We start from the raw sequence: 15,504 nt of genomic DNA on the forward strand, positions 1-15,504 counted from the left end.
GAATGCTCGAAGTCACGGCTCTGCCTCTGGCGGAGCTCAGACGACGTAGCAGCGAGAAGTGGCGGGAGTATCCCGCCGACGTGCTTCCGCTCTTCGTCGCGGAGACCGATTTCCCTCTCGCACCGGAGGTCTCGAACGCGTTGCGTCGCGCCGTCGAGCTCGGAGACACGGGGTACATCGCCTCGCGGACACCATTGCCCGACACCTACGCGGCGTTCGCACGCCGTCGCTTCGGCTGGGAGGCGGATCCGACGCGGATGCGCACCACGGCCGATGTGAGCATGGGCATCGTCGAGATTCTCCGCCGCGTGACGCAGCCGGGAGAGCGCGTGGTCGTCACCCCTCCCGTGTACCCGCCGTTCTTCGACCTGGTGTCCGAGGCCGGCGCCGAGGTGGAACGGGTGCCTCTCATCGACACGGGGATGGGGTGGGAACTCGATCTCGACGGCGTCCGTGCAGCGTTCGAGGACGGCGCGACCGCGATCCTGCTCTGCAATCCGCACAACCCGACGGGCACCGTCCACAGTCGCGACGCGCTCGCGGCGCTGGCCGAGATCGCCGACGAGTTCGGCGCGGCGGTGGTCTCCGACGAGATCCACGCACCGCTCGCCCAGCCGGGAACCGGCTTCACGCCGTTCCTCGACACGGGCGAGGCCGCCGAGCGCGTGGGGTATGCGGTCGTCAGCGCGAGCAAGGCCTTCAATCTGGCCGGCCTCAAGTGCGCCCTCATGGTGACCGCTTCCGAATCGACGAGCGCGGTCGTGCGCGGGTTGCCGATCGAGGTCGAGTGGCGCACCGGTCAGTTCGGTCTGCTCGCGGCTGTCGCCGCCTTCTCGGAGGAGAGCGATGAGTGGCTGGACGGGCTGCTCGCGACACTCGACGCGAACCGCGTACTCCTCGAGGACCTGCTCGCATCGAAGCTCCCCGGTGCCCGCTACCGGATGCCCGATGCCGGCTACCTCGCCTGGATCGATCTCTCGGCTCTCGGATGGGGCGACAACCCCGCGCGTCGGATCCTCAAGGAGGCGAAGGTGGCCCTGCACTTCGGCCCCGCCTTCGGCGAGCAGGGCAGGGGATTCGTGCGGTTGAACTTCGGGACGAGTCCGGAGATCATCACCGAGGCCATCGAGCGCATCGCGACGCTCGTGGATCGATGACGGTCGATCGCGCGACATCGTCGATCTGGGACCGGGAACGCCTCTGGGTCACCGCCGGCGCAGTCGCGCTGATCTTCCTGGCGGCGATCGAGGCTCTGGCGGTGACGACCGTCATGCCGATCGTCAGCGAGGCGCTCGACGGCCAGGCGCTGTATGCGGTGGCCTTCGCGGGGACACTGGCGACGAGCGTGATCGGGATGGTCGCCGCGGGTGCCTGGTCGGACGCTCGCGGGCCCCGGGGTGCGCTGTACGCCGCCGTGTCGCTGTTCATCGCCGGCCTTCTGCTGTCGGGGTTCGCGGTGACGATGGATCAGTTCCTCATCGGCCGCCTCGTGCAGGGGCTCGGTGCGGGCGGACAGACGGTGGCCCTGTACGTCGTGGTGGCCCGCCTGTATCCGCCCCACCTGCACGGAAGGGTCTTCGCGGCGTTCGCCGCGGCCTGGGTGGTGCCGTCGATGATCGGCCCGTTCCTCGCGGGTGCCGTCGCCGAGTACCTCGACTGGCGGTGGGCATTCCTCGGGGTGGCCGTGCTGACGACGGCCGCCTTTCTCATGATCGCGATCCGGTTGCGCGGCGTCGACCTCGGGCATGGCGAACCACAGGACCGTCGAGCTCTCGTGACTCGTCTGATGCTCGCCGTCGTCGTCGCGGTGTTCGCCGTGCTGATCGGCTTCACGGCCGAGATGACCGCGCAGATCGGATGGTCGGTCGCACTGGGCTCGGTGGCCGTCATCGCCGTGGCCGTGCTGCCGCTGCTCCCTCGACGCACTCTGCGCGCCGGCCGGGGCCTGCCGAGCGTCGTGCTCATGCGGGGCGTCGTCGCCGGCGCGTTCTTCGCCGCGGAAGCGTACATCCCGTACCTGCTCATGGAGAGGTTCGGGTTCACGGCGACGTGGGCGGGCATCGCCTTGATGTTCGCCGCGTTCGCCTGGGCCGGTGCGTCCGCGCTGCAGGGGAGGTTCGGTGAACGTCTCGGCAACACGAGGATCACCGTCATCAGTCTCTCGCTGCTCGTCTGTGCGCTGGTCTTCGTGCTCCTCGCAGCGCTCTGGGGGTTCTCGCCGCTCTTCGTGGTGGTGGGATGGGCCTTCGCCGGCGGCGGCATGGGTCTGCTCTATCCCCGCCTCACCGTGCTCACGCTCGCGTACTCGGATGCCGGCAACCAGGGCTTCAACTCGTCAGCTCTGTCGATCTCGGACTCCACGGGCGCCGCGGTCGTCATCGCTCTCGCGGGTCTCGCCGTCGCCAGCCTCGGCGGTGGTGCGAGCGCCTTCGGCGTCGTCTTCGCGTTCTGTCTCGGTCTGGTGCTCCTGGCGTTCGTGCCGGGACTCAGGCTGGGGCACGCCGCGGAGCTGACGGATGCGGAGTCGCGCGAGCGGTGAGGCCGGCGCCGGACGACTCTCCGGCGAGCGCGGCCACGCCGAGGTCGAAGATGCGGTCGAGTCCCGCTGTGACGTCGATCGTGTGGTCGTCGAGCGCTGCTCCGTGGCTGTCGGCGTGCATCCGCTGCTGAACGAGAGTCGCATGGCCGAGCACGAAGTGCAGGAGTGCGGCTGCTCGCTCCGGTGCGTCCGACAGGCCGTGGCGCGTCAGCGCGGCTTCCAGAGCGGTGTGCGCATACGACGAGCCGAGACGCAGGGCATACGTGCTGAGCACGAGCTCGGCCCCGTCGCGATAGGTGAAGAGCGCGTCGCGGATGCTGCGGGCGGTGGTCAACACGTCCGCATCGTCGCGTGGGATGCCCGCGGTGATGCGATCGGCCAACTCCGCCAGCAGCTCCTGCTTGCTCGAGAAGTGCCAGTAGAGAGCACTCGGCTGCACATCGAGCCTGCCGGCGATCCGCCGCATCGAGAGGTCGGCGAGGCCGACCTCGTCGAGGAGCGCGAGTGCAGCGCGCGCGACGCCGTCGCGGTCGTGACGGGTCGAGTTGTGCGCCGGGGCCATCCCGTCAGTATAGTGAACACCGTTCAAGTGAACGGTGTTCAGGAAGGTGATGGATGATGGCTCGGCACACAGACGACCTCGGTCGCGAACTCGCGAGGGTGGCGATCTTCGCCGCGCTCATCATCGTCCTCGGAATGGTGACGATCCCGATCCCCGGCGGGGTGCCCATCACCGCGCAGACCCTGGGGGTGATGCTCGCCGGCGCTGTACTCGGCCCGCGGTCGGCCCCGCTCTCGGTGCTCCTCGTGTTGGTGCTGGCAGCGGTCGGGCTCCCCGTCCTCGCCGGTGGCCGTGGCGGTCTCGGCGTCTTCGTCGGTCCGACAGCCGGCTACCTGCTCGGGTGGCTCCTGGGCGTCATCGTCATCGGACTGATCGTGCGCAGCGGTCGGCCCCGCTGGTGGCGGATCGCCCTCGGGGTCGTCGTCGGCGGCATCGTGGTCGTGTACGTCTGCGGGGTGCCCGTCACCGCGCTCGTACTCGGGCTCGACCTGGGACCCACCGCACTGGCGAGTCTCGTCTTCCTCCCCGGCGATCTGCTCAAGGCGGCAGCGGCCACAGCGCTGGTCCTCGCGCTACGGCGCGCGTACCCTCGAGCTTTCGGCACGAGTGCCCCATCCGTGCCGGCATCCGTCCGTGCGGTCTGAGACCTCGACCGGATCGATCTCGGTCGACGATGTCACCGTGGAGCGGGAGGGGCAGCCGATCCTGCGCGATGTGAGCATCGAGCTCACGACGGCGAGGATCGCGGTCATCGGCGCGAACGGTTCAGGAAAGTCCACTTTCGCGCGTCTGCTGAACGGCCTCGTGCTCCCGGATGCAGGGCGCGTGACGGTGCACGGTCTCGATTCTCGTCGGGATGTGAAGGCTCTGCGGCGGCGGGTGGGTTTCGTCTTCACCGATCCGCAGGCGCAGATCCTCATGCCTACGCCTGCCGAGGACCTCGCGCTGTCGCTTCGCGGATCCTCTCGTGCGGACGTCGACAGACGTGTGGCCGCGGCACTCGCCGAGCACGGCTTGACCGATCGGGCGGACGTGCCGGCGTCGGAGCTGTCCGGCGGTCAGAAGCAGATGCTGGCTCTCGCGTCTGTCCTGATCACCGAACCGCAGCTGATCGTCGCCGACGAGCCGACGACCCTGCTGGACCTGCGCAACTCCCGACGGATCTCGGATCTGCTGCTGGCGCTTCCCGCCCAGGTCGTCATCGTCACCCACGACCTCGAGCTCGCAGCGAGGTGCGACCACGCGGTCCTCTTCGAGGCGGGCTCGATCATCGCGTCGGGCGCCCCGCCGGACGTGGTCGCCGAGTATCGCGAGCTGGCCGCGTGATCCAGTCCTATCGGCCGGGGGCGAGTATCGTCCACCGGATGCCGGCGGGCCCCAAGCTCGCCGTCTTCGCCGTGCTCGCGCTCGTCTCGTCCGGCTACCCGCACGATCGATGGAGCGTCACAGCCGCGCTTCTCGTCGTCTGCCTGCTCTATCTCGCCGCCGGCCTTCCGGTGACGGCCCTGCTCGTCGAGGCGTGGCGGCTGCGGTGGCTCGTCCTGGTTCTCGGGGTCGCCCTGTGGATCTTCGCCACACCGCTCACGGCATGGGTCAGCACGGCCAGGGTGGCATCACTGCTGCTGCTGGCGTCGCTTCTCACGATCACCACCCGGATGGGCGATCTGCTCGCGGTGCTGCATCGGATGCTGAGACCGCTGCGCCGACTGGGCATCGATGCGGATGCCGTCGCGATGATGATCTCACTGACCCTCACGATGATTCCGGTGGTCGCAGGCTTCGCCCATGCGGTCACCGAGGCCCACCTCGCACGCGGCATCCGTCGCGGCGTGCGAGGCGCGGTGCCGCTCATGGTCAGGACACTACGCCACGCGGACGACGTCGGCGACGCTCTCGCCGCTCGCGGTCTCGTGTGATCGGCGGGCGATGCGCAGGGACAGCAGCATGCCGCCGGCGGCGACTGCAGCAGTGAGCACGGTCGTCCCCGCGACGAGGAGCAGGACGACGGAGGCGATGCCCAGGACGGCGGCGATCACGACCCGGTGCGTCCTGTCAGCGGATCGCGGCGACGGCTGCGTCTCGATGCGGGTGAGGGAGGTCGCGATCGCCGCTGTCAGAGTCAGGGCGACGGCGAGCCAGATCGGACGCGACACCCACCAGGAGACGGAACTCGGATCCGGCAGCGCGATTCCGCTGACGAGTGAGGCGACGGCCGAGATCCCCGCCATGGCGAGCAGTACCGGCATGTGCCACAGGTAGATCGTCATGGTGCGGCGATTGACGAAGGCGCCGAACGCGGCGGGGACCGGCCGGTGGCTGAGCTCGTCGATGCGATCGCGCAGAAGCGAGACGGCGCTCAGGTGCACGACGCCGACGAGCAGCAGCGCGGCGGTCGGGGGATTGATGTTCGCGATGAGGTCGGGGGAGTAGATCCCGGTCGCGAACGCTGCGATGAGGGCGGTCAGAGCCGCTGCTCCGATCAGGGCCCGCGTCGCTCGAGGCAGCCGGTCGATCGTGCCGTCGGCGAGGAAGAACCCGATCTGCTGGAGTGCGAGCCACACGAAGGCGAGATTCAGGAACCCCAGTCCCTCGACCCCGGTGCTCGCCCGGGCCACATCGACGCAGACCGATGCCCACACGAGGGCTGCGACGGTGACCAGGGGCCTGCGTGCGTGGGCTCTCGAGAGTGCCGGGAGGAGCGCCTGACAGCCCAGGAAGACTCCGAGGAACCACAGCGGCTGGCTGTAGCGGAAGCCGGCGGTGGCGATGATGTCGGCGGGAACACCTGCGACGTGGAGAGCCGCGAGCGCGACGCCGACGACGGCGATGGCGAACAGTGCGGGCCGGAGCAGGCGATGCACGCGGGCTGCGATGAACTCGGATGCGGTGCCGCCGCGCGCCTGCGACCGCCGGAACGCGATGTGACCGGCGAAGCCTCCGATGATGAAGAACAACGGCATGACCTGGAGGACCCAGCTCATGGGGATGATCCACGAGGTGCCCTCGCTCGCGTTCGCGAAGACCGGGCTGCCGTCGGCGACCGTGACGCCCACCATGATGGCGTGAAGCAGCACGACTCCTGCGACGCAGATCGCTCGCAGCAGGTCGATCGCGGCATCACGACCGGCCGGCAGCGGGGGGCGGGGAGCGATGCGGGGCGGCGCTTCGACGATGGCCATGGAGTCCTCCTCGGATGGGTGTCCGAGGAGCGTATGGACGCGGTGCCGGTCGGGGGATCACCCTCCGGGCTGGTTCGCACCCCTACTGCGGTGTGACCCGGAGCAGCGGTTCAGGAGGGCTCGACGAGACCCGTGTCGTAGGCGAGGATCACGGCGTGCACGCGGTCGCGGAGTCGGAGCTTGGCGAGCACCTTGCCGACATGCGTCTTCACGGTCTGCTCGGCGATGAAGAGGTCGGACGCGATCTCGCTGTTCGACCGTCCGCGACCGATGAGCACCAGCACCTCCCGCTCCCGATCGGTCAGGTCTGCGAGCGAGGTCGCCGCCTTCGCGGTGCGGGGCCGACGTCCGGCGAACTGCTCGATCATGCGCCGCGTCACACTGGGGGCGAGCAGGGCATCGCCGCCGGCGACGACGCGCACGGCGTGCACGAGCTCCTCGGGAAGAGCGTCCTTCAACAGGAATCCGCTCGCGCCGGCCTCGAGCGCGTCGTAGACGTAGTCGTCGATGTCGAAGGTCGTGAGCATGAGGATCCTCGGCACATGAGCCGCAGGGTAGGCGGGTCCGAGGATGCGCCGAGTGGCCTCGATGCCGTCGACCTGCGGCATCCGCACGTCCATCAGGATGACGTCCGGATCGAGGCGGGCAGCGAGGGTGATGGCTTCGGCTCCGTCGGCCGCCTGGCCTGCGACACGGATTCCCTCGTGCGCATCGAGCAGAGCGGCGAATCCGGCGCGCACCATCGCCTGGTCGTCGGCGATGAGGACGCTGATCGTCACGGGTTCTCCTGGGTGATCGGAGCGGTGGTCTCGCTCGATGGACGCTCGTGCAGCGGGAGGGAGGCGATGACCTCCCACCCGCCCTCAGCGGTGGGGCCGGCGGTGAAGGACCCGCCGAGCAGTTCGACGCGCTCACGCATGCCGCGAAGTCCATAGCCTCCGCTGGGGTGAGCCGGTGGAGTGGTGGCGCGGCCGTTGCGGACGCGGATGCCGATGGCGTGGAGATCCGCCTGCAGGCGCACCGTGACGGCGGCGCCGGACGCGTGCCGTACCGCGTTGCTGAGCGCCTCCTGCGCGATGCGGAAGGCGGCGATCTGCACGGCCTGCGGGGCGTCGGTGAACGCGCCCGTCATCTCGAGCCCCACCGTCACGCCGGCGCGCCGGATCGTGTCGACGAGGGCCGGGATATCGTCGATGCTCTGCTGCGGCGCCAGCTCGGCCGCCTGATCCTCGGTGCGCAGCACGCCCAGCATCCGCCGCATCTCGGTGAGCGATCCCCGCGCTGTGGCCGCGATGCTCTCGAACTCCGACGTCGCCGCGTCGCCGATCTCGGGGAGTCGGTATCGAGCAGTGGACGCCTGCACCTGGATGACCGACATGCTGTGGGCGATGACGTCGTGCAGTTCGCGGGCGATACGGGTGCGCTCCTCGACGAGCGCGCGGCGGGACTCTTCGAGGGCTGAATGCTCCCGTTCCTTCGTGAGCTCGGCAGATACCCTCACGCGTCCTGCGACCAGTATGGCGACCAGGAACACGGCTGCGGCCACAGACGTGGTCACGATGAGATCTGCCGTGGCGCTGCCTGCCGTCGCCGGAGTGGCGACGATCTCGGGGCGCAGCAGCGGGGCCGTGAGGGAGAGCAGCGCGCCGACGCCGAGCGGGACGACGCCCAGGCGCGCGCCATGGATGAAGGTCACGACGCCCACGAAGAGGACGAAGGTGACGAGCGCGGGCACCGACCACGGCCACGGCGCCTCAGTCGCCTGATCGGGCACGACCAGCAGCGGGAGCGCGAACGCCGCAGAGCAGAACATCGCGATCGCCCACCGCGGATACCGCAAAGAGAGCAGCGGCGCCGAGCAGAGTGCAGCGCCGAGGATGAACGTCAGCGGCAACGCGGTGCCGTACAGCACGGTCTGCAGCGACACGAGCACCGCGAAGAGCGCCAGGCTCGCCACGGCGAGCGCGGCGAGCGCGGCCGTTCGACGGCTGATGCGGGGAGTCCGCGGTGTGCGGGGTGTGCGGGGCAGGCGACGTGCCATGAGTGTCATCCTGCCAGTTGCGGGACGGGGGCGCGTCGACGCCGGGCAGCGGTGACGCGGTCGATGACCAGTCCGATGATGAGAGCGACCCCGATGCCGATCCCGGCGCTGGCGAGGGGCTGATCTTCGATCCATGATCCGGCGAGCAGCCCGATCGCCAGGCTCAGCGCGCTCCAGCTGAGACCGGCCACGACGCTCAGGGGAAGGAAACGCCTCCAGGGGAATCGCAGCGCGCCCGCCGACATGTTCACAGCGACACGGCCGACAGGGATGTATCGAGCGCCGAGGATCAGAGCCGCACTGCGCTGGTCGAGGGCGCGTTCCGCGTGGGCGAAGGCCGAGGCGATCCGCGGTCGACGCATCCACGCCCAGCGGGTCGTGCCGAGTCGACGACCGAGCACGAATGCGATGTTGTCGCCGATGGTCGCGCCGACGGCGGCGACGAGCCCGAGCGGGATCAGCGCCCATGGCTCTCCTGAGGATGCCAGCACGGCGGCTGCCGCCACGAGCACGGTCTCACTCGGAACAGGCGGGAAGAAGCCGTCGATGATCGTCACCGCGAGCAGCACGGCATACAGCCAGGGGGAGGCGACGGTCTGCAGGATGAGCTCGTTGATGACGTCCACCTCAGCAGGCTAGAAAGCGGAGGGCACGCAGGGCATCACCCTGAGGTATCGATCGCATCCACCCGCAGAGGTAGATCTGTGCACAGGCCGACGACTGCACCACGATCCGTACGTCGACTGAACACCCAGCCGAGCGATCTATACTGGGAGTTTGGCCCCTCGGCCTGAACCCCCTTGAAAGAACGGACATCCCGCCTGTGCTTGCCGTGCACGAACTCGAGATCCGCGTGGGCGCACGCCTCCTGATGGAGAACGTGTCGTTCCGTGTGAGCGACGGAGACAAGATCGGTCTCGTCGGCCGCAACGGTGCAGGCAAGACCACGCTCACCAAGGTGCTCGCCGGCGACGTCCTTCCCTCCGGGGGCACGGTGACGCGCTCCGGAGAGCTCGGCTACCTTCCCCAGGATCCCCGTTCGGGCAACCCGGAGGATCTGGCGCGCACGAGGATCCTCGATGCCCGCGGACTCGGACAGCTGAATCTCGGCATGACCGAGGCCTCGCTGGCCATGGGCTCGGAAGACCCCGCCGTGGCCGAGAAGGCGATGAAGCGCTATGCGCGCCTCACCGAGCAGTTCGAGGCACAGGGCGGATACGCCGCAGAAGCCGAGGCGGCATCCATCGCCAACAACCTCTCGCTGCCCGACCGCATCCTCGATCAGCCGCTCTCGACGCTCTCGGGCGGACAGCGTCGTCGCATCGAGCTCGCGCGCATCCTGTTCTCGGATGCGGAGACGATGATCCTCGACGAGCCGACCAACCACCTCGACGCCGACAGCGTCGTGTGGCTGCGCGAGTTCCTCAAGAACTACAAGGGCGGGCTGATCGTGATCAGCCACGACGTCGAGCTCGTCGGCGAGACCGTCAACCGCGTCTTCTACCTCGACGCGAACCGCCAGATCATCGACACCTACAACATGAACTGGAAGAACTACCTGCGCCAGCGGGTGGCCGACGAGGAGCGCCGCAAGAAGGAGCGAGCCAACGCCGAGAAGAAGGCCACCACGCTGCAGCAGCAGGCCGCCCGCTTCGGTGCGAAGGCGTCGAAGGCCGCTGCCGCTCATCAGATGATCGCGCGCGCCGAGAAGCTCCTCGCGGGTCTCGACGAGGTCCGCCAGGAAGACCGGGTGGCGAAGCTCCGCTTCCCCAAACCCGCCGCCTGCGGCAAGACCCCGATGATGGCGACGGGGCTGTCGAAGTCGTACGGATCGCTCGAGATCTTCACGGATGTCGACCTCGCGATCGACCGCGGATCGAAGGTCGTCGTGCTCGGACTCAACGGTGCGGGCAAGACCACGCTGCTGAGGATGCTCGCCGGAGTCGACGAGCCGGACACGGGCCAGCTCGAGCCGGGCCACGGGCTCAAGGTCGGTTATTACGCGCAGGAGCACGAGAACCTCGACGTGAACCGCTCGGTGCTCGAGAACATGGTCTCGGCCGCTCCGCACATCACCGAGATGGAAGCGCGCAAGGTGCTCGGATCCTTCCTCTTCACCGGCGACGATGTGCTCAAGCCCGCCGGGGTTCTCTCGGGCGGCGAGAAGACGCGTCTCTCGCTGGCGACCCTCGTGGTCTCCTCGGCCAACCTGCTGCTGCTCGATGAGCCCACCAACAACCTCGATCCCGCGTCTCGCGAGGAGATCCTCGGCGCTCTCGCGCACTACGAGGGTGCAGTCGTCCTCGTCTCGCACGACCCCGGTGCGGTGCAGTCGCTCAACCCGGAGCGCGTGCTGATCCTTCCCGACGGTGTCGAGGACCTCTGGAGCCAGGAGTACCAGGACCTCATCGAGCTCGCGTAACGCGTCCGGGGTGGCCACGTCCGACGGGAGTGGCATAGTCGACAGGGTGACCCATGACGACTCCGACCTCGCCCTCGATCCGCTCAACGACTGGCTCAGAGGACGCCACGCTCTCACCGGCGTCGCTCCGGACTGGGACATCCGCGACCTGCCGGATGACCCGGCGGTCCTGTTCGCCGAGTGGTTGCGCGCCGCCGCCGCAGCCGGGGTGGCGGAACCGCACACGGTGACGCTGGCGACGGTCGACGAGGACGGGATCCCCGATGCGCGCACGCTCATCCTGAAGAGGATCGACGAACGAGGGTGGGCCTTCGCGAGCACGCGGTCGTCCCGTAAGGGCGCGCAGCTCGGCGCAGTGCCGGCAGCGGCCCTGAACTTCTGGTGGCAGCCGCAGGTCCGTGCAGTCCGCGTGCGCGGCCGCGTGGAGGAGGCGACGCCCGAGGAGAGCGCCGCCGACCTCGCTGCTCGCTCGGCGGCCGCACAGGCCGGCATCGCCGACGGGGACTGGGTGCTCTGGCGCATCGTCCCGAGCCGCATCGAGTTCTGGCAGGGGGAGACCGATCGGAACCACACCCGCCTCGTGTACGAGGCATCCGCGGACGGCTGGAGCCGGGCGCTCTCCGGTCGCGCCGCTGACCGCATCGAGGAGGAGGCTCGCGCATGAGCGACTTCCAGGTCATCGAGATCGGTGCGCTGGACGAGTGGCGTGAGCACCACGGCGGCTTCGATGCCGCGCGCTCCCGCGACGGTCGCCGCGTCGTCGACCACGAGCTGACGATGCAGTTCATCGGACTCACCGCGAACGCGCTCGCTCCGGGTGAGGAGGCGGGGTACTGGCACGTTCATTCACGCATCGAGGAGCTCTACGTCTTCCTCGAGGGGCGCGGGCAGATGGGGCTCGACGACGAGATCGTCGAGGTCGGCCCCGGCACCGTGATCCGAGTCGGTCAGGGGGTCGCCCGCACCTGGCGGTCTCACCCTGGCAGTGCGGGGGAGCTCCGCTGGCTGTGCATCCGGGCCGGAGGCCAGGAGCTGCCGCATCTTCCCGATGACAGTACGCGCCTGCCCGACCGGCCGCTGCCCTGGACCGACTGAACGATGAGCGAGGTTCTCCCGCCTCCGCCGTCAGAGGCCCCGAGCTTCGCCGACGACTTCTCGACGGGGCTCGACGACGAGAAATGGGTCGCCCACTACCTCCCGCATTGGACGGTTCCCGAGAGGTCGGCGGCGCGATATGAGATCGTCGACTCGGTGCTGCGCCTGCGCATCGACAGCGATCAGCTCGATTGGCGGAAGGAGGATGCCCCGCTCCGTGTGTCGAATGTGCAGACCGCGGTGTTCTCCGGATCCGTCGGGTCGGCGCGCGGCACGCACCGACATCGTCCGGACGGTCTGGAGGTGCGAACGGAGACGCCTCTGCACTTGCTGTTCGCTCCCGCCCGCGGACGCATCGATGTGACCGTCGCCGCGAGCACCGACGAAGGATGCATGCTCGCCGCCTGGCTCGTCGGGATCGAACACCTCTCGGAGAGGGATGCCGGCGAGATCTGCATCTTCGAGATCGACGCGGATGCGGTCTCGAATACGACTCCAGCGCGGACCGGCATCAAGGCGCACGGTGATCCGCGTCTGCAGACCGACATGGCCGAGGTGGTGCTCCCGTTCGACGCGAGTGAGCAGCACACCTGGACAGTCGTCTGGGGTGACGGCGAGACGGTGATCGGCTGCGAGGGGAGGGTGCTGCGGCGGATCCCGCAGTCGCCCGACTATCCGCTGATGCTCCTGATCGATCTCTTCGAGATCGGGACGCCCTCGGGCAGCTACCCCAAGTCCGCCCTCGTCGTGGACGTGCGGGCCTGGGGCTGACGCGTCTCAGCGAGCATCGAGGAGCTCGTCTTCGACGTCGGCATCGCTGTCACGGCGCCGGGACTTCTTGACGGGTGCGGGCATCCCCTCCACCTCTTCGCGGTGCTTCACGATCTCGGTGCGGATGATGTAGCCGATGAACACGAAGCCCATCAGCGCGAACAGGATCCACTGGATCGCATACGACAGATGCGGGCCGGGGTCGTCGGTGGGGGAGTCGAAGCGGCCCAGGGTGCCTTCGCCCGCCGGTTCCTCGCTCACGATCTGCCCGTACGCGCTCGTGATCACGTCTCCGTCGACCAGCTCGGCGATCGAGGGGAGGTTGATCGTCGGCACCTGGCCCTCGGGAGCGCCGCGTCCCGAGGCCGGCAGCTGCTCTCCGGGACGCAGACGCACGATGACCTCGACCTCTCCGCTCGGAGGCGCAGGAACGGCATCCGGGGAGTCACCGTCACCGGGCGGCACCCATCCGCGGTCGACGATGAACACACGTCCGTCGACATCGCGGAACGGCACCAGAACCTCGAACGCACTCGTGCCGCCATGGGGCCGATTGCGCACGAGGAGCTGGTCATCGGCGATGTACTCGCCGTTCAGAACGACAGGATGCCAGACGTCGCCGGGCTCGAGGGCTCCGTCGGCGCCGATGAGGTCGGAGAGCGGGACGGGATCCGCGTCATAGTTCTTCTCGACGAGAGCGATCTGCTCGGATCTCGTCTCGTTGCGCTCGAACTGCCAATTCGACAGGAAGGCGCACCCGACCGCGAAGCCGATCGCGATCAGCACGTACACGGTCCATCGACCCATCCGGGCACTCATGAGGGCATACCATCTCTCACTGTCACGGGGAAGTCTCTGGCAGCCAGGTAGTCGTGGAGGAACGAGACATGCTCGTCGCACGCGAGCCAGATCTTCTCACGGTCGGCGGCATGGATACGCGGATTGCGCCACACCACCTGCGTGGTCGCCGCGCTCCGGCATCCGGCACGCGAGCACTCCAGTCCACTCACTCGCGATCCTGGCGGCTTTCGTGGATGGTGATGACGTGAGGCGGCGGATCCTGTTCGACCGGAAGCGTCGGAACCGGGGCAGGTGCCTCCAGCTGCTGCACGGGAGATTCCGCCGTCGTCTCGGTGCTGTCGCTTCCTGCGTTCGCGAACACCACCGCGATGTAGGGAAGGAGCGCGGCCGCGAGCGCGAAGACCCATGTGTACCAGCCGTAGGGCTGCACGAACATCATGAGCGCGAAGCAGACGATGCGGATCGTCATGGTGAGCGCGTATCGGCGCACGCGGTGGTCCGCCTCGTCTTTCGGCGACTGCGGAAGCGAGGTGACAGCAGGGACCAGTGGCTTGCTCTTCACGATGAGTCCAGCCTACGCCGGTGCGGGCACCACGGCGCGCCCGTCTGCCGCTCAGGTCGAGAAGAGGAAGGGCAGAGTGAAGGCGCCGAAGAACAGGAACCCGATGACCGTCATGACGATGCCGATGACGAGCACCGCGACCATGATGCACCCCATGATGAGGCCGGCGAAGGCCATGCCGCGTCCGCCGATCGAGGGGTTCGCCTTCGTCTGTCGGAGCGCCATGTGGCCGGTGATCACGGCGACGATCGAGGCGAGCAGAGGCACCACAGCCCAGAAGAGCACGACTCCGGCGATTCCGCAGATCAGCGACGTGACCGCGAGTCCGCTCGCCGGGCGAGGTGCGGGATAGTTCGGTGCTGCGTAGTTCGGTGCCGCGTAGTTCGGGTATCCGGTGGCGGGTTGGCCGGGAGCGGACGTCGGGTAGGGCGACGCTGCAGACGCTGAGCCGTAGGGGTGCATCGATCCGCCGCCGTGGACAGGCGGGCTCGGCGCGAAGGAAGGCGCGGCGCCCGGGTACGCCTGGGTGGGCGACGCCGGAGGGGCAGTCGGGTACGACGGCGGCTGCGCCGCCGGAGAAGCTGCCTGGTAAGGCTGTGCGGGTGGTGCCGGCGCTGCGGGCGGCGGGGGAGTCGGCTGCGGTCCGCCCGAAGGGGTGGGGATGCTGTTGTCGCTCACGGTGGCGCCTTTCGTCGGGTTCAGCGTTCCAGTCGCGGCGTCCGTCTGTCAAACGACGCCGGTCGGACGGCGGCATCCTCGGTAGGATCGAGGACGACCAGGCCCCGACCCCAGCGGCCAGATCAGGAGTGGAAATGAGTTCTCGCGTCGTCCTCGTCACCGGCGGCAACCGCGGCATCGGCCGCGCCATCGCAGAGCGATTCGTCCGTGACGGATACCGCGTCGCAGTGACGGCGCGGAGCGGGGAAGGCCCCGACGGCACGTTGACGGTGCGCGCGGACGTCACGGACGCCGCGGCTCTCGACGCGGCATTCACCGAGGTCGAGCAGCAGCTCGGGCCGGTGGAGATCGTGGTCGCCAACGCGGGGATCACCAAGGACACTCTCCTCCTTCGCATGAGCGAGGACGATTTCGACAGCGTCGTCGCCACCAACCTCGGCGGAACGTTCCGTGTCGTCAAGCGCGCGTCCAAGGGCATGCTGCGGGCTCGTTTCGGACGCGTCATCCTCATCTCGAGCGTCGTGGGCCTGTACGGCTCGGCGGGGCAGGTGAACTACTCCGCATCGAAGAGCGCACTGGTGGGCTTTGCGCGATCGCTGACCCGCGAACTCGGCGGACGCGGCATCACCGCGAACGTCGTCGCGCCGGGCTTCATCGAGACCGACATGACCGCAGAGCTGCCCGAGGAGACTCAGAAGCAGTACAAGGCGAACATTCCCGCCGGACGCTTCGCCACTCCTGACGAGGTCGCGGGTGTGGTCACCTGGCTCGCGGGCGACGACGCCGGCTACATCTCGGGCGCGGTCATCCCCGTCGACGGCGGCCTCGGGATGGGGCACTGAGCCGAGACCGAC

At 68.7% G+C, this 15,504-nt stretch carries 19 protein-coding genes; 10 read left to right on the forward strand and 9 right to left on the reverse strand.

Going from position 1 to position 15,504, the window contains the following annotated elements; all coding sequences use genetic code 11:
• Positions 1-2: 2 nt before the first annotated feature.
• Positions 3-1,157, forward strand: a complete 1,155-nt coding sequence (locus LQZ85_RS07850; RefSeq protein WP_056278883.1) for an aminotransferase class I/II-fold pyridoxal phosphate-dependent enzyme — start codon at positions 3-5, stop codon at positions 1,155-1,157.
• Entirely contained in the window at positions 1,154-2,539 is a 1,386-nt protein-coding gene (locus LQZ85_RS07855; protein ID WP_053096443.1) for an MFS transporter, read from the forward strand. The genes LQZ85_RS07850 and LQZ85_RS07855 overlap by 4 nt, the downstream gene beginning before the upstream one ends.
• Here the strand turns inward: LQZ85_RS07855 and LQZ85_RS07860 are convergent.
• Positions 2,487-3,101, reverse strand: coding sequence for a TetR family transcriptional regulator (locus tag LQZ85_RS07860; protein WP_082586604.1), 615 nt, complete (start codon positions 3,099-3,101; stop codon positions 2,487-2,489). The genes LQZ85_RS07855 and LQZ85_RS07860 overlap by 53 nt on opposite strands.
• A gap of 56 nt (positions 3,102-3,157) precedes the next feature.
• Here LQZ85_RS07860 and LQZ85_RS07865 point away from each other — a divergent pair, with 56 nt between their 5' ends.
• From LQZ85_RS07865 to LQZ85_RS07875, 3 genes are read left to right on the forward strand one after another with little or no spacing between them, the layout of a single operon-like run.
• Positions 3,158-3,745, forward strand: a complete 588-nt coding sequence (locus tag LQZ85_RS07865) for a BioY family transporter (RefSeq protein WP_053096441.1) — start codon at positions 3,158-3,160, stop codon at positions 3,743-3,745.
• Positions 3,735-4,427, forward strand: coding sequence for an energy-coupling factor ABC transporter ATP-binding protein (locus LQZ85_RS07870; protein ID WP_082586603.1), 693 nt, complete (start codon positions 3,735-3,737; stop codon positions 4,425-4,427). Before LQZ85_RS07865 ends, LQZ85_RS07870 begins: the two co-directional genes overlap by 11 nt.
• Before the next feature lie 38 nt (positions 4,428-4,465).
• Positions 4,466-5,017, forward strand: a complete 552-nt coding sequence (locus LQZ85_RS07875; protein ID WP_230100746.1) for an energy-coupling factor transporter transmembrane component T — start codon at positions 4,466-4,468, stop codon at positions 5,015-5,017.
• On the opposite strand, the gene LQZ85_RS07880 is transcribed toward LQZ85_RS07875, so the two are convergent.
• From LQZ85_RS07880 to LQZ85_RS07895, 4 genes are all read right to left on the reverse strand, one after another.
• Positions 4,964-6,280, reverse strand: coding sequence for an acyltransferase (locus LQZ85_RS07880; RefSeq protein WP_056278881.1), 1,317 nt, complete (start codon positions 6,278-6,280; stop codon positions 4,964-4,966). The genes LQZ85_RS07875 and LQZ85_RS07880 overlap by 54 nt on opposite strands.
• A gap of 110 nt (positions 6,281-6,390) precedes the next feature.
• On the reverse strand, positions 6,391-7,059 hold the full coding sequence (locus tag LQZ85_RS07885) for a response regulator transcription factor (protein WP_053096436.1): 669 nt from the start codon (positions 7,057-7,059) through the stop codon (positions 6,391-6,393).
• The gene (locus tag LQZ85_RS07890) at positions 7,056-8,321 is read right to left on the reverse strand and encodes a sensor histidine kinase (RefSeq protein ID WP_056278880.1); all 1,266 of its coding nucleotides are present in this window, start codon (positions 8,319-8,321) and stop codon (positions 7,056-7,058) included. Before LQZ85_RS07890 ends, LQZ85_RS07885 begins: the two co-directional genes overlap by 4 nt.
• 5 nt (positions 8,322-8,326) lie before the next feature.
• On the reverse strand, positions 8,327-8,947 hold the full coding sequence (locus LQZ85_RS07895) for a DedA family protein (RefSeq protein WP_053096431.1): 621 nt from the start codon (positions 8,945-8,947) through the stop codon (positions 8,327-8,329).
• Positions 8,948-9,144: 197 nt separating this feature from the next.
• Between LQZ85_RS07895 and LQZ85_RS07900 the strand changes: the two genes are divergently transcribed.
• Genes LQZ85_RS07900 through LQZ85_RS07915 form a run of 4 tightly spaced genes read left to right on the forward strand, consistent with a single transcriptional unit; the run spans position 9,145 to position 12,609 of the window.
• Entirely contained in the window at positions 9,145-10,743 is a 1,599-nt protein-coding gene (locus LQZ85_RS07900; RefSeq protein WP_053096429.1) for an ABC-F family ATP-binding cassette domain-containing protein, read from the forward strand.
• A gap of 46 nt (positions 10,744-10,789) precedes the next feature.
• The gene (locus LQZ85_RS07905) at positions 10,790-11,407 is read left to right on the forward strand and encodes a pyridoxamine 5'-phosphate oxidase family protein (protein WP_056278879.1); all 618 of its coding nucleotides are present in this window, start codon (positions 10,790-10,792) and stop codon (positions 11,405-11,407) included.
• A complete protein-coding gene (locus LQZ85_RS07910) occupies positions 11,404-11,838 on the forward strand; it encodes a cupin domain-containing protein (protein WP_056278878.1) in 435 nt (144 codons plus the stop codon). The genes LQZ85_RS07905 and LQZ85_RS07910 overlap by 4 nt, the downstream gene beginning before the upstream one ends.
• 3 nt (positions 11,839-11,841) lie before the next feature.
• A complete protein-coding gene (locus LQZ85_RS07915; RefSeq protein WP_056278877.1) occupies positions 11,842-12,609 on the forward strand; it encodes a hypothetical protein in 768 nt (255 codons plus the stop codon).
• 6 nt (positions 12,610-12,615) lie between these two features.
• Here the strand turns inward: LQZ85_RS07915 and LQZ85_RS07920 are convergent, their stop codons facing one another.
• From LQZ85_RS07920 to LQZ85_RS07935, 4 genes are read right to left on the reverse strand one after another with little or no spacing between them, the layout of a single operon-like run.
• Positions 12,616-13,428 carry an SURF1 family protein gene (locus tag LQZ85_RS07920; protein WP_056278876.1) on the reverse strand — a complete coding sequence of 271 codons (813 nt, stop codon included), beginning with the start codon at positions 13,426-13,428 and terminating at the stop codon, positions 12,616-12,618.
• Entirely contained in the window at positions 13,425-13,619 is a 195-nt protein-coding gene (locus LQZ85_RS07925) for a hypothetical protein (RefSeq protein WP_053096420.1), read from the reverse strand. The genes LQZ85_RS07920 and LQZ85_RS07925 overlap by 4 nt, the downstream gene beginning before the upstream one ends.
• Positions 13,616-13,972 (reverse strand): DUF3099 domain-containing protein, encoded by a 357-nt coding sequence (locus tag LQZ85_RS07930; RefSeq protein ID WP_056278875.1) that lies wholly within the window; start codon positions 13,970-13,972, stop codon positions 13,616-13,618. Before LQZ85_RS07930 ends, LQZ85_RS07925 begins: the two co-directional genes overlap by 4 nt.
• Positions 13,973-14,023: 51 nt before the next feature.
• Positions 14,024-14,650, reverse strand: coding sequence for a DUF4190 domain-containing protein (locus tag LQZ85_RS07935; protein WP_230100747.1), 627 nt, complete (start codon positions 14,648-14,650; stop codon positions 14,024-14,026).
• Between the two features lie 134 nt (positions 14,651-14,784).
• On the opposite strand from LQZ85_RS07935, the gene LQZ85_RS07940 reads away from it, so the two are divergent.
• On the forward strand, positions 14,785-15,492 hold the full coding sequence (locus tag LQZ85_RS07940) for a beta-ketoacyl-ACP reductase (protein ID WP_053096412.1): 708 nt from the start codon (positions 14,785-14,787) through the stop codon (positions 15,490-15,492).
• The last annotated feature ends 12 nt before the right edge of the window (positions 15,493-15,504 follow it).

The sequence above is a fragment of the Microbacterium sp. Bi98 genome (assembly GCF_918698045.1).
Classification (GTDB): Bacteria; Actinomycetota; Actinomycetes; order Actinomycetales; family Microbacteriaceae; genus Microbacterium.

Bases quoted from the DNA above. Each gene is read 5' to 3' on its own strand.
- LQZ85_RS07850 (WP_056278883.1), top strand. From the start codon at position 3: ATGCTCGAAGTCACGGCTCTGCCTCTGGCGGAGCTCAGACGACGTAGC.
- LQZ85_RS07855 (WP_053096443.1), top strand. From the start codon at position 1,154: ATGACGGTCGATCGCGCGACATCGTCGATCTGGGACCGGGAACGCCTC.
- LQZ85_RS07860 (WP_082586604.1), bottom strand. From the start codon at position 3,101: ATGGCCCCGGCGCACAACTCGACCCGTCACGACCGCGACGGCGTCGCG.
- LQZ85_RS07865 (WP_053096441.1), top strand. From the start codon at position 3,158: ATGGCTCGGCACACAGACGACCTCGGTCGCGAACTCGCGAGGGTGGCG.
- LQZ85_RS07875 (WP_230100746.1), top strand. From the start codon at position 4,466: ATGCCGGCGGGCCCCAAGCTCGCCGTCTTCGCCGTGCTCGCGCTCGTC.
- LQZ85_RS07880 (WP_056278881.1), bottom strand. From the start codon at position 6,280: ATGGCCATCGTCGAAGCGCCGCCCCGCATCGCTCCCCGCCCCCCGCTG.
- LQZ85_RS07890 (WP_056278880.1), bottom strand. From the start codon at position 8,321: ATGGCACGTCGCCTGCCCCGCACACCCCGCACACCGCGGACTCCCCGC.
- LQZ85_RS07910 (WP_056278878.1), top strand. From the start codon at position 11,404: ATGAGCGACTTCCAGGTCATCGAGATCGGTGCGCTGGACGAGTGGCGT.
- LQZ85_RS07915 (WP_056278877.1), top strand. From the start codon at position 11,842: ATGAGCGAGGTTCTCCCGCCTCCGCCGTCAGAGGCCCCGAGCTTCGCC.
- LQZ85_RS07920 (WP_056278876.1), bottom strand. From the start codon at position 13,428: ATGAGTGCCCGGATGGGTCGATGGACCGTGTACGTGCTGATCGCGATC.
- LQZ85_RS07940 (WP_053096412.1), top strand. From the start codon at position 14,785: ATGAGTTCTCGCGTCGTCCTCGTCACCGGCGGCAACCGCGGCATCGGC.